12 protein-coding genes are annotated in these 11,757 nt (G+C 66.7%); 1 reads left to right on the top strand and 11 read right to left on the bottom strand.

The window, feature by feature from the left end:
• Window position 1: 1 nt before the first annotated feature.
• Both fliF and fliE read right to left on the bottom strand, forming a co-directional pair.
• The gene (gene fliF, locus AC5P9F_RS19265) at window positions 2-1,648 is read right to left on the bottom strand and encodes a flagellar basal-body MS-ring/collar protein FliF (RefSeq protein WP_012480110.1); all 1,647 of its coding nucleotides are present in this window, start codon (window positions 1,646-1,648) and stop codon (window positions 2-4) included.
• Between the two features lie 13 nt (window positions 1,649-1,661).
• Window positions 1,662-2,027 (bottom strand): flagellar hook-basal body complex protein FliE, encoded by a 366-nt coding sequence (gene fliE / locus AC5P9F_RS19260; protein WP_005409552.1) that lies wholly within the window; start codon window positions 2,025-2,027, stop codon window positions 1,662-1,664.
• A gap of 241 nt (window positions 2,028-2,268) precedes the next feature.
• Here fliE and AC5P9F_RS19255 point away from each other — a divergent pair, with 241 nt between their 5' ends.
• Window positions 2,269-2,493, top strand: coding sequence for a hypothetical protein (locus AC5P9F_RS19255; RefSeq protein ID WP_495232018.1), 225 nt, complete (start codon window positions 2,269-2,271; stop codon window positions 2,491-2,493).
• 375 nt (window positions 2,494-2,868) lie between these two features.
• Here the strand turns inward: AC5P9F_RS19255 and AC5P9F_RS19250 are convergent, their stop codons facing one another.
• The 9 genes from AC5P9F_RS19250 to AC5P9F_RS19210 all read right to left on the bottom strand — a co-directional run.
• Window positions 2,869-4,374, bottom strand: a complete 1,506-nt coding sequence (locus AC5P9F_RS19250; RefSeq protein ID WP_171953130.1) for a sigma-54 dependent transcriptional regulator — start codon at window positions 4,372-4,374, stop codon at window positions 2,869-2,871.
• Window positions 4,371-4,748: a response regulator gene (locus AC5P9F_RS19245; protein WP_005409556.1), complete on the bottom strand. Its 378-nt coding sequence runs from the start codon at window positions 4,746-4,748 to the stop codon at window positions 4,371-4,373. The genes AC5P9F_RS19250 and AC5P9F_RS19245 overlap by 4 nt, the downstream gene beginning before the upstream one ends.
• 14 nt (window positions 4,749-4,762) lie before the next feature.
• Window positions 4,763-6,172, bottom strand: a complete 1,410-nt coding sequence (rpoN, locus tag AC5P9F_RS19240) for an RNA polymerase factor sigma-54 (RefSeq protein WP_180881329.1) — start codon at window positions 6,170-6,172, stop codon at window positions 4,763-4,765.
• Window positions 6,173-6,610: 438 nt separating this feature from the next.
• Window positions 6,611-7,243 (bottom strand): response regulator, encoded by a 633-nt coding sequence (locus tag AC5P9F_RS19235; protein WP_005413261.1) that lies wholly within the window; start codon window positions 7,241-7,243, stop codon window positions 6,611-6,613.
• A gap of 92 nt (window positions 7,244-7,335) precedes the next feature.
• Window positions 7,336-7,914 carry a PilZ domain-containing protein gene (locus tag AC5P9F_RS19230; RefSeq protein WP_043033574.1) on the bottom strand — a complete coding sequence of 193 codons (579 nt, stop codon included), beginning with the start codon at window positions 7,912-7,914 and terminating at the stop codon, window positions 7,336-7,338.
• Window positions 7,911-8,204 (bottom strand): hypothetical protein, encoded by a 294-nt coding sequence (locus AC5P9F_RS19225; RefSeq protein ID WP_005413263.1) that lies wholly within the window; start codon window positions 8,202-8,204, stop codon window positions 7,911-7,913. Before AC5P9F_RS19225 ends, AC5P9F_RS19230 begins: the two co-directional genes overlap by 4 nt.
• Window positions 8,201-8,617, bottom strand: coding sequence for a flagellar export chaperone FliS (gene fliS / locus AC5P9F_RS19220; RefSeq protein ID WP_005409561.1), 417 nt, complete (start codon window positions 8,615-8,617; stop codon window positions 8,201-8,203). Before fliS ends, AC5P9F_RS19225 begins: the two co-directional genes overlap by 4 nt.
• Window positions 8,618-8,745: 128 nt before the next feature.
• Complete coding sequence (gene fliD / locus AC5P9F_RS19215) at window positions 8,746-10,164, bottom strand: flagellar filament capping protein FliD (RefSeq protein ID WP_012480116.1); 1,419 nt, start codon at window positions 10,162-10,164, stop codon at window positions 8,746-8,748.
• A 440-nt stretch (window positions 10,165-10,604) separates the two neighbouring features.
• Window positions 10,605-11,757 (bottom strand): flagellin (locus AC5P9F_RS19210; RefSeq protein ID WP_495216545.1); only part of this gene is annotated, 1,153 nt, incomplete at its 5' end.

Here is an 11,757-nt window from a genome sequence, read left to right as displayed (position 1 = left end):
CTCAGTCATTGGCCACCCAGCCCTTGACCACCTGGGCCACGCGCTTGGAGTCGGTCTTCACGGCTTCACGCGCCATCCGCAGTCGTTCCTCATAAGAATCCACCGGCAGGGCCAGTGCGTCTGGTCCGGCCAGGCTGGCCCGGTCGGCGCCCAGCGCCGGCAGCGGCATGCCATCGTCATCGACCAGCTGCACATCCGCGGTATGCGGTTCCAGTGCCGGTTCGTCGTTCTTCTTGTTCTGGCCGGTGATCGCGCGCAATGCCGGGCGCAGCACGCCGAACAGCAATGCCAGCACCACCACGGCGCCCAGCAGCATGCGGCCGGCGTCGTGCACCCACGGCAGCTCCCACCAGGCCGGGCCTTCGACCGGCGTGGTATCCCGCACGAACGGGGCATTCATCACCGACACGGTATCGCCACGCTCGGCGTTGAAGCCGACGGCCTGCTTGACCAGCGCTTCGACACGGGTCAGTTCGGCGGCCGACAGCGGCTGCGGGCTCATCTTGCCGTTGGCACCGGCGCGCGGCACGTTGTCCACCAGCACCGCCACCGAGACGCGCTTGATGCGGCCTGCCGGCTGGCGGGTGTGCTGCAGGGTGCGGTCCAGCTCGTAGTTGCGGGTGGCGTTCTTGCTGCTTTCGGTCGGGGTCTGCGCGGTGGCCGGTGCAGCCTGCTGGCCCGGCGGGCTGTTGCTGGTCGCACCCGGCACACCCTGCGGGCCAGGGGTGCTGGTGGTGTTCTCGCTCATCTGCTCGCTGCGCAGCTTCTGCGGCTCACCGTTGTAGAGCTCGCGGGCCTCCTCGGTCACCGAGAAATCCATGTCCACGCTCACTTCCGGGTTGACGCGGCCAGGGCCGGTCATCGGTTCCAGCAGCTCGCGGATGCGCTGGTTGAACGAGGTTTCCTGGCGGCGCACCTGCTCGAACTGGGCAGCGTTGACCGCCGCTTCGCTGTTCGGGTCGGTGATGCTGAGCATGCGCCCACTCTGGTCGACCACGGTCACCCGCTCCGGCGCGAGATCCGGGATGCTGGCCGCAACCATGTGCACGATGGCATCCACCTGGCTGCGTTCCAGCTGCTGGCCACCACGCAGTTCCAGGGTGACCGAGGCACTGGCTACGTCGCGCTGGCGGGTGAAGGCGCTGGGCTTGGGAATGGCCAGGTGCACGCGCGAATCGCGCACCGGGCGCAGCGTGTTGATGGTGCGCGACAGTTCGGTTTCCAGCGCGTGCTGGTAGCGCGCGCTTTCGACGAACTGGCTGACGCCGAAGCCCGGGTCGCGTTCCATCAGCTCGAAGCCGAGCTTGCCACTGTCGGTCAGGCCGGAACCGGCCAGCTTCAGGCGGGCGTCGTGCAGGTTCTTTTCCGGCACGGTGATGCCACCGGTGGCCGGGTCGAGCGCGAACGGAATCTGCGCGGCGCGCAGCAGGTCGGTCGCTTCAGCGGTGGCCTTCTGGTCCAGGCCGGTGTACAGCGGGACCATGCCCGGCTTCTGCGACCAGAAGAACACGGACAGGCCTGCCGCCACCGCCACCGCGATCATCGCCATCAGGCCCAGCCGACGGGTGATCTGCAGACTCTGCAGGCGGTCGAACCATTGCCCGGCCTTTTCGGCGTTCAGGCTGTCCTTGGAGAGCGTCAGTGCCATGCGTCTCTATTCCTTACAGCGGCATGTTCATCACGTCCTGGTAAGCCTGGACGAGACGGTTGCGGACTTCCACGGTGGCGCGGAAGGCGATCTGGGACTGCTGCGAGGCGACCATCACCTTGGCGAGGTCGGCGCTGGGGTCGCCCATTTCGAAGGCCTTGGCGAGGGCGCCGGATTTCTGTTGCGCATCGTTGACGCCGGCAATCGCACCACGCAGGGTTTCGGTGAAGCTGGCCGGCTGGGCCTGCGGTGCATCCAGCACCGTGCCCGGCAGGGCGTTGCTGCGAGGCGTTTCGCCCAGCGGGTTGAGCGCCGGCTGTCCCATCTGGGTCTGATAGGAGCGGATCTGCGAAAGGATCGAAGTGACGGAGTGGGACATCTGCAACGGTTCCAGAAACAGGGATGGGGTTGTCTGCTGTAGCCAGTGCAAGTGCCGTGCCGAAACCGGTTTTCGATTCAGTGAAGTGAGGGTGGGGGTGTTTGGTGGCAGGGCTGCGCCCTGCACCCGCAGAGGCCACGTCAACATCAACGTCAAAATCGGGCTATCCGTGGGGTGGCGGGGTGGGTCCGGTTACGGGGGACGCCGTAAATCCGTCCATGGAGGCTCGGTCGCGCCATCCATGGCGCTCACGCCCCCGCAACCGGACCCACCCCGCCTTCGACAGTTGGCCGCGATCTGTTGGAACCTGCTGCTGATGGTGCTGCTGATGGTGCTGCTGATGGTGCTTCTGATGGTGCTGCTGATGGTGCTTCTGATGGTGCTGCTGATGGTGCTTCTGATGATGGTGGGTGCCGACCGTTGGTCGGCACGGGGTCGGATCCCGTTGCGACGCAACGGGCTCTGACCCCATTGGTGGCGCCATTTAACCGGCGTCGGTTTTCTGGCCTGGGGCTGCAGGCTCCATCGGCCGGAATTCTGGCGCTGGTCGAGCGTGGCGGGCGGGGTGCAGCCGGTGGCGGTGGCAATGCCGGGGCAGAGCAGGGCGGCGAGCAGGGTGAGGCGATGCATGGTGGAGCCTCGTTGGGAGATCCCACTCCATCCTCCGGAACGCGGCAACGTTGCCTGTAGGAATTCGTGCAGATGCGCGGCGTTGTCAGCGCGCGGCCACGGTCTCTATCCACGCATGACGTGGATCTACTGACGTCGTGCAGCGGCGCCAGAAACACCAACGCCCGGGCAAGCCCAGGCGTTCGTGCCCCCTTCATGCTGGTAGCGCGCTTCAGCCGGCCAGTTCGGCCTGCTCGCGTTCGATGCCGTACTTGCGCAGCTTTTCCACCAGGGTGGTGCGGCGCAGGCCGAGCAGCTGGGCGGCATGGGCGACCACGCCCTGGGTGCGTTCCAGTGCTTCGTTGATCAGGCCCAGTTCGATGTTGGCCATGTGGTTGCGCAGGTCCATGCCTTCGTCGGGCAGGGCGGCCGGTGCCGCCGGGCGATTGACGGCGATGCCGTGCTCCAGCGCCGGCTGGTTGCCGCTGCCGGGCGTGTGGAACGAGAAGCTGCGCAGGTCCAGTCGCTCTTCGCTGGTGGCGGGCTGTGCCGGCGCCGGCGTAGCGACGGCAGCCAGCGCGGCATCGCCACGGTAGCGGGCCGGCAGGTCCTGTACGCGCACCGATCCACCCGGATGCAGCACGGCCAGGCGCTCGACCAGGTTGGTCAGCTCGCGCACGTTGCCCGGCCACTCGTAGCCGGCCAGTGCCTGCAGGGCTTCCGGGGTGAAGCGCACTTCGCCACGGCCGGTGCGGGCCAGCTGCGCGGCGATGGTTTCCACCAGCGCCGGCAGGTCCTCACGGCGCTCGCGCAACGCGGGCACTTCAATCGGGAACACGTTGAGGCGGTAGAACAGATCCTCGCGGAACTTGCCTTCGGCGATGCGCGTTTCCAGATCGCGGTGGGTCGCGGCCACGACGCGCACGTTGCAGCGGATGGTCTGGTTGCCACCGACGCGCTCGAAGCTGCGTTCCTGCAGCACGCGCAGCAGCTTCACCTGCATCGGCAGGCTCATGTCGCCGATCTCGTCGAGCAGCAGGGTGCCGCCTTCGGCCATTTCGAAACGGCCCTTGCGCGCGGTCAGTGCGCCAGTGAAGGCACCCTTTTCGTGGCCGAACAGCTCGCTTTCCAGCAGGTCAGGCGGAATGGCGCCGCAATTGATCGCCACGAACGGGCCATCACGGCGCGGCGAACGCTGGTGGATCGCGCGCGACACCACTTCCTTGCCGGTGCCGGATTCGCCCAGCACCAGCACGGTGGTGTCGAACGCGGCCACCTGTTCGATCATGGTGCGCAGCGCGGTGACCGCCGGGCCGTTGCCGGTCGGTCCCTGCTCCTGCGCGGCACCGGCCTGGTGCTCGGCATCCAGGCGCTTGAGGCTGGCGCGGCGCAGCAGCGCTTCCATCTGCGCATGGCGCAGCGGGGTTTCCAGCGGCCAGATGTTGGCTTCGTGCAGGCCATGCTGCTGCGCGAACGCAGCGGCATCACCGTCGGCCAGCAGTACCGGCGGCGGCAGGCTGCTGCCGCCCAGCCAGTGATACAGCGCGGTGCTGGCGGGGCTGTCGTCCAGGCTGCCGACGATCACCGCCATCCAGTCGTTCTGGCGCTGTCGGCCCAGGTCGAAGTCGGCTGCGTCGGACACCCAGCGCGGGTTGAAGTCCATGAATTCCAGCAGGGCAACGGTGCGCTCCGCGCGCACGGCGTCGTTGTCCAGCACCAGGATGCGCGATTCGCTCACGACTGTTCCTCCCTGAGGCCTTCCAGGATCGGCATGACTTCCTGGATGTAGGACAGCTTGCTGACAAAGTTGTCGGCGCCGGCGCGCAGCGCGTGTTCGCGGTGCTCGGCGTCGTCGAAGTGGCTGGCGATCACGATGTACGGTGCGTCGTCCTGCGACTTGATCAGGCGGGTGGCCTGCAGGCCGCCCATCTCAGGCATTGCCAGATCCATCAATACGACCTGCGGGCGCAACGTTTCCGAACGCTCGATCGCTTCCAGGCCGTTGCCGGCGCTGCCGACGATCTGCAGCCAGTCGATCTTGCGGAAGTGGCGCATTGCCGCGTTGATGAAGCCCTCGTGGTCATCGACCAGCAGGACGGTAAGCTTGTTCATGTGCAACATCCTTTTCAGCCCACCCGGGCCAGCTGTGGTTGCCTGGCGCCGAGCCGGCGCCGTTCGCGGGCCGGGGCGATATCCAGTTGTTCCCGGTATTTTGCGACGGTTCGGCGGGCAATGTTCACCCCCTGGCGTGACAACAGGCCGGCGATCGCCTCATCGGCCAGTGGCCGACCGGCCGGTTCGGCGTCGATCAGGCGGCGGACCATGGCCTTGACCGCCTGCCCGGAGACGCTGGCGCCTTCCAGTCGGACGGCGAAGAAGTGCTTCAGTTCGAAGGTGCCGCGCGGGGTCTGCAGGAACTTGCCGGTGGTGATGCGCGAGACGGTGGACTCGTGCATGCCGATTTCCTCGGCCACTTCCTTCAGGGTCAGCGGTGCCATGGCTTCCTCGCCACGCACCAGGAACGCGGCCTGGCGCTCGACGATCACCCGCGCGGTGCGCAGCAGGGTGTCGTAGCGCATCGACAGGCCGCGGCTGAACCAGCGAGCTTCCTGCAGCATCTCGCGCAGTGCCGGGGCGGCCTCACTGGTCTCTGCCAGCGCCTGTTCGTACTGGCTGTTGATGGAGACGCGGCGACTGGTGGCCGGGTTCAATGCCACTTTCCACTGGCCATCGGCGTGCCAGGCGACCACATCCGGAACCACAACGGCATTGCGTTCCGGCAGCAGGCTGTCGCCTGGGCGTGGCTGCAGCGACAGGATCAGGCGTACCGCTTCGCGCACATCGTCGATCTCGGCGTCGTGCTGGCGGGCGAGGGCGGGGTAATCATGTGCGGCCAGCGCATCGAGTGCGCCGTCCAGGATGCGCGTGGCCAGGTGGCGGGCAGGCACCGCGCCGTGCAGGCTGCGCAGCTGCGCCTGCAGGCCCTCGCGCAGGTCCTGGGCGGCCATGCCGGCCGGGTCACCGTGCAGCAGCTGCTGGCGGATGGCTTCGACGCCGTCGGCGTCGATGTCGAACTGGGCGCTGGCCAGCAGCTGCAGCTGGCCCAGTGGCGCCTGCAGGTAGCCAGCCTCGTCGCAGTTGTCCAGCCAGAATGCGGCCACTGCCAGCTGGCGGTCATCCATGTCCAGCGACAGACGCTGCAGCACGCGCAGCTGCGGGTCGGTCGATTCGCCGGCGGCGATGCGCGCCATGCGGTCGTCGTCGCCGTCCTGCCAGCTGGCGCCGGCCACGTCCCACATCGACGACTCGGGCAGCTCGTCGAACGCGGCAGTTTCCAGCGTCGCGGTGGCAACGTCGGTGGCGTCGGCGGCCGGTGCTTCGGGCTCTTCGATTTCCAGCAGGGGATTGGAGTCCAGCAGGCGCTGGATTTCCTGTTCCAGGTGCAGGCCATCAAGCTGCAGCAGCCGGATCGACTGCAGCAGCTGCGGGGTGAGGTGAAGTTGTTGGCCCAGCTGGGTCGAGAGTGCAGCCTTCATCGTGGTTCCCCGGCGCCGCTCCCCGGCACCTTGTGGAACGCATCTTGCTTTTGATCCGGCGGGGGCGGAATCGGGGGGTTCCTGAGGGGCTTGGTGAATTTCCTTACGGCGTGTAGGGATATTCCCCACAGTGGCGCGGAATGTTGACGATGATCGCTGCTAAGTTGCTGATTTCCGGTGCAAGGCCGGGATTGATCGAGCTGCACCGTGTACGGATTCCTGTCGGGGAGTGTCGGGATGACGGGAATTCGACGCCGGGTGCGGGTTGGCTGCGTCGGCTGTCGATAGAGACGATCACCGGTAGAGTCGACTGTCAGTCGACTGCTTTCCGATCAGACCAAGGAAAAGTCCCGCGCTCCGCGCGCAAGTCGACTGACAGTCGACTCTACCAACAGCCCACTCTACCCAGCCATCGCTTCGTCACGCCGAGGCTGGCGCTTACTCCAGCTCGTGCTGATGGCGCGCGGCCAGCAGCAGCAGATCGTTGGCGCGACGGCAGCCCAGTGACTCCATCATGCGTGCGCGGTGGGTTTCCACCGTCTTGACGCTGATGCCGAGGTCGGCGGCGATTTCCTTGTTGCTCTCGCCCTTGCCGATGCGGCGCAGGATCTCGCGCTGGCGCGGCGACAGTGCGGCGATGCCGGTGGGTTTCTCGCGGCCGAGCATCGGTGCCAGCATCTTGGCGGAGATCTGCGGGCTCAGGAACACCTGGCCGGCATGCGCCGCGCGAAGCGCCAGCTCCAGTTCCTGCGGCGCCGCATCCTTGACCACGAACCCGACCGCGCCGCGGTCGAGGGCATCGCGCACGTGCGCGGCGTCGTCGTGCATGGTCATCATCACAACCCGGGTACCGGGCGCGCGCAGCCGGATATCGCTGAGCGCTTCCAGACCCGTACGGCCAGGCAATGACAGGTCCATCAGGACCACGTCCGGGGCGTGCTGCAGGGCCAGCTGCAGCGCCTGTTCGGCGTTGCTGGCCTCTGCAACCAGCTGCACGTCGGCAAACCCCTGCAGCAGCCGCGCCAGGCCGGCGCGGACCAGGGTGTGATCGTCGACGATGAGAACTCGCACAGGCACGCAGCAGGTCCGTGTAGGGGAGTCCACCTTAACTTAGCTGAACGGGCGCGCCAAGGCTTGCCCGCCAAGCGTGATGGTGGCAGGTTTCAGCGCGCCCGGCGTGCCTCGGCCACCTGGCGCCGGTGCAGGCGGAACAGGTGGCGCTCCATGGCCATTTCCAGGCCATCGCCAAGGCGCTGGAAGCGCAGCCACAGATAGTGGCCGCCGCCGCCATCGGCCGCTTCGGCAATCACTTCCACCGGCAGGTCGATATGGTCGGGCAGCCAATCACTGGGCTGCAGACGGACCAGGCCCGCCTGGCCGGGGCTGGCGCCACTGCGCGGGCCCAGTTGCAGGCGGATGCCACGGCGCGACCAGCGCACCGGGCGCAGGGTCAGTTCCTGGCCCTGCTGGCGGACCAGGCGGCCAAGCAGCACCATCGCCAGATCCACCTTCGCCTCCAGCCGCTGCAGTTGCAGGCTGGCTTCATTGCGGTCGTCATGCTCGTCAACGCGGCTGTCTTCAACCAGCGCCAGGCTGCGCAGCAGGCCCTCGGCACTGCCGGTACGGCCGGTGCCACTGCCTGCCTGGAATTCGGCGGGCAGTGCCAGCTCGCAGCTGAGCGTTTCGTCGAACAGCTCGCTTTCGGCGGGATGGTGCAGCGACGTTGTCGGCAGTTGGGTCATGCCAGCGATTCTGCCTGCAGGTAGGCATGGGCCGCGCGAAGAGAGCGCTGGCCGTCATTCATCAGTGCTGCCACCGCATCGCGACGCTGGCGCAGCAGGCCCAGCAGGTTCTGCTGGCGCTCGAACAGCGCACTGAGCGGTGCGTGGTCGTCCGAGGTCAGCGGCTGGCTGAGCAGGGCATGCAGCGTGCTGTCGTGACCGTCGAGCAGGCTGTCGGCCTGGTCGAGGGCGTCTTCGCCCAGGGCCTTTTCGAAGGCGTCCAGCTGGGCGTGCAGTTCGTGCAGGCTCATGGCGCCACCGCGGCCGGGCGGCGCTGTTCCTGTGGGATTGCATTCCAGGCGCTGTCGATCTCGCCCAGCAACTGCAGGGATTCATCGAGGGCGGCACGGTCGTTGTGCAGGTTGGCCTCGGTCAGGCGCTGCAGCACGTAGTCGTAGAGTGCCGACAGGTTCCCGGCGATTTCACCGCCAGCCTCATGATCCAGCGAGCCATTGAGGTGGCCGACGATCGCGCAGACCTCGCCGATCGCCTTGCCCTTGCCGGCCTGGTCGCCACGCTCGAGGCTGGCCAGGGCGCGCCGCACGCGCTCCAGCGCGCCGGCCAGCAGCATCGCCACCAGCTTGTGCGGATCGGCATCGGCGACCGCACTGGTCACTCCCACCTGGCGGTACTGCTCGGCATATTGACGGCTGGAACCGTACATTCGTGATTCTCCTTGCGCGGGGTGCCGCCGGACGGTCGTGGGGACCGCTGCCGGCGGTGCGGCGTTGATTGCTGTTGCGTCCGTTATCGGTGCGTTACACGCCAAACTTGAGCGTTGCACGCAGTCCTTTAGCGGTTCAGCTGTGCCAGCTGCTGCTGCAGCGACGTATTGCTCTGCTGCAACTTGCCCATCAGGCTGTCCAACGCGATGAACTGCTTCTTGTAGCGCTCTTCCACGTTCTTCATGCGCGTGTCGAGGTCCTTGCGGCGCTTGTCGATGTTGTCCAGCGTGGTGTTGAGGCCCTTGGTGCGGGCGACGAAGGCGCCTTCCTTGCCGACCGTGGTGCTGACGTAGCCGTCGACCATGGTGTAGAGCGTGCCGGCACCGCCGGTGTCACCGGTGATTGCCGAGCGGATCTTCTCGGGCTGACTGGCCAGCGCGGCGGCAAACTTGGTGGCGTCCAGCACCAGGCTGCCGTCGGCGTTGGGGTAGCCACGCGTCTGCAGTCCCAGCGTTTTCGGGTCCAGGCCATCGGCGGACAGTTCCTTCAGCACGCCCGACATCACCGAGCGCAACTGGCTGGAGGCACCACGCATCTGCGCGTCGCCGGTCAGCGTGGCGGCTTCCTTGGTCTTGGCGTCGTACTTGGTCTCGGTGTTGATCGCCGCGATTGCTGCGTTGTAGGCGGTCACGAACTCCTGCATCACCTTGGTGGCTGCAGTGGTATCGGTGCTGATCACGACGGTGCTCTTGCCCTTGACCTTGAGGTTCAGGGTCAACCCCGGCACGGCGTCGGCCACGGTGTTGCTGGCGCTGACCACCGTGACGCCATCGATGGTCAGCTCGGCATCGGCTGCCGCGGTGTTTTCCTGGAGGCTGCCCACCAGTGCGGTCAGTTTCGGGTCGCTGCCGCCGTATTCGAGCTTGATGGCATTGGCGGCGCCGGTCTTTTCCTGGGCAATCGACAGGTACTGGTTGTCGCCCGAGGCGATCAGGGTCGCCTGCACGCCTTCCTTGCGGCCTGCGGCGTCGATCTTGTTGCGCACGGTGGTCAGCGTATCGCCGGCTTCCACCTCGACCTTCATCGTCTTTGCCTTGTCGCCGACGCCAACGGTCAGCGTCAAGGTTCCGGCGCCGAAGGTGTCGGTCTTCCCTACCGAGGTATTGGCAATCAGCTTGTGTGCGGTGGCAAGGGATTTCACCTCCACCTGGTGAGTGCCATTGGAGGCTGCTGCCTTGGTCGTGCCAAGGTCGTACAGTGCCACCGAGGCCGTCAGCACGTCGTCGGTGTTGGCGGGTTGCGCCTTGCCGGTGGCGGTCACGGTGCGGGTATCGAAGGCGGTGGTGGCCTTCAGTGCGGTCAGCGCGGTCTTCAGCTTGTCGAAGGCCGCAGTGACGGTGCCGATCGACGACAGCTGCATCTTGGCCTTGGACTGCTGCAGGTTCAGCGCGTTGTCGGCGGGCTTGCGGTCGGCCGCGACCAGCTGGTTGACGATGTCCGAGATGTTGAGCCCCGAGCCAATGCCACCGTATCCAAAGCTTGCCATGTGATTCTCCTGGTATCCGGGCCTGGCCGTCGTGCGGTGGCCCGTCGTCAACGAAAATAGCGGCCTGCGCCGCTGGGTCTTGAGGACTTCGTTGATGCACGTGCCGTGCCAATGGTCTGGCGCAGGTTCTGGCACGCGGGTTGCAGGAAGGCTGGGGCAGGGTGCGGGTAGGTTCACCGCGGGCTGCCGGGAGTCTGCAAAAAGCCCTCCCCCAATGCAGGGGAGGGATCAGGCTACTGACAATCGGGGGGAGACGAAGCCGCCCGGTACGTACAGTCAAAGGTACAGCGCTGAAAGAGAGGTCCGCAGGAGCGGGCGATGCCAAGCCGGTTCGGGAGTGATCCCGGGCCGGGCATGGCCCGCGCCTTCGTGCATCGTGGCTTCCCGGTTGCCGCTACCGTCGGTTCGACCCGACGGTAGCGGCGCCTTCTTGCCGTGGATCAGCGCAGCAGGCTGAGCACGCCCTGCGGCACCTGGTTGGCCTGGGCCAGCATGGCCGTACCGGCCTGCTGCAGGATCTGGGTGCGGGTCAGTTCTGCGGTTTCCTTGGCGAAGTCGGTGTCCTTGATGCGGCTGCGCGACGCCGACAGGTTTTCCGACGAGGTCTGCAGGTTGGCGACGACCGAGGTGAAGCGGTTCTGGATCGCACCGAGGTCGGCGCGGGTGCTGTTGATCGCACCCAGGGCCTTGTCGACCACTTCCATCGCCTGCTGCGCGCCCTTCACGGTGGACACGTCGATCTTGTCGGCGAAGCTCTTGGCCACTGCGGTGGTGCTGGCGGTGATGTCGGCCGGGCCGGTGGCGATGCCGGTCCAGGTGCCGGTTTCCACGGCGATACCGAGGAAGGCGCCATTCTTGTCGACGCTGTCCTTGACCGAGCTCAGGTTGATCTTGCCACCACCGGCAGCGTCGACCTCGGCCAGGACGCCGGTCTCACCGATCTTGGCATTGATCGCAGCGACCATGGCCTTGGTGGCGGCGTCCTGGGTCTTGGTGCCATCGGCACCGCCCTGGGCGGCCACGTCGATGTCGGCGATGCTGATTGCCGAACCTGCGCCGTTGGTGATGGTCATGCCGCTGACCTTCACGCCGGTTGCGCCGTCTGCCGGAGCGGCGATGGTGAAGCTGACCGAATCGAACATCGCACCACCCAGGGCATTGGCCTTGGCATCGATGGTCTTGTCGATGGCAATGGCCTGGCCCGCATTGGCGCCGACCTGGAACAGCTGGCTGGAGAACGAGCCGTCCAGCAGCTTGGTGCCGTTGAAGTCCGACTGCTTGGCGACGCGGTCGATTTCGCTGACCAGCTGGGTCACTTCGGCCTGCAGGGCCTTGCGGTCGCTGGCGGAGTTGGTGGCGTTGGAGGCCTGCACCGACAGCTCGCGGACGCGCTGCAGGTTGTTGCCGATTTCGGTCAGCGAACCTTCGGCGACCTGGGCCAGCGAGATGCCGTCGTTGGCATTGCGGATGGCGACGTCGGTACCGCGGATCTGCGTGCCGAAGCGCTCGGAGATCGCCAGACCGGCGGCGTCGTCCTTGGCGCTGTTGATGCGCGAACCGGAGGACAGGCGCTGGATGGTGGTGGCCAGCGAG

The sequence above is a fragment of the Stenotrophomonas sp. YJH_SMC_4 genome (genome assembly GCF_059371575.1).
This window is presented reverse-complemented; position numbering and strand designations above follow the sequence as displayed.

Excerpts from the sequence above, each read along its gene's own strand:
- fliF (WP_012480110.1), bottom strand. The coding sequence starts at position 1,648 with ATGGCACTGACGCTCTCCAAGGACAGCCTGAACGCCGAAAAGGCCGGG.
- fliE (WP_005409552.1), bottom strand. The coding sequence starts at position 2,027 with ATGTCCCACTCCGTCACTTCGATCCTTTCGCAGATCCGCTCCTATCAG.
- AC5P9F_RS19255 (WP_495232018.1), top strand. The coding sequence starts at position 2,269 with ATGGCGCTCACGCCCCCGCAACCGGACCCACCCCGCCTTCGACAGTTG.
- AC5P9F_RS19245 (WP_005409556.1), bottom strand. The coding sequence starts at position 4,748 with ATGAACAAGCTTACCGTCCTGCTGGTCGATGACCACGAGGGCTTCATC.
- rpoN (WP_180881329.1), bottom strand. The coding sequence starts at position 6,172 with ATGAAGGCTGCACTCTCGACCCAGCTGGGCCAACAACTTCACCTCACC.
- AC5P9F_RS19230 (WP_043033574.1), bottom strand. The coding sequence starts at position 7,914 with ATGACCCAACTGCCGACAACGTCGCTGCACCATCCCGCCGAAAGCGAG.
- AC5P9F_RS19225 (WP_005413263.1), bottom strand. The coding sequence starts at position 8,204 with ATGAGCCTGCACGAACTGCACGCCCAGCTGGACGCCTTCGAAAAGGCC.
- fliS (WP_005409561.1), bottom strand. The coding sequence starts at position 8,617 with ATGTACGGTTCCAGCCGTCAATATGCCGAGCAGTACCGCCAGGTGGGA.
- fliD (WP_012480116.1), bottom strand. The coding sequence starts at position 10,164 with ATGGCAAGCTTTGGATACGGTGGCATTGGCTCGGGGCTCAACATCTCG.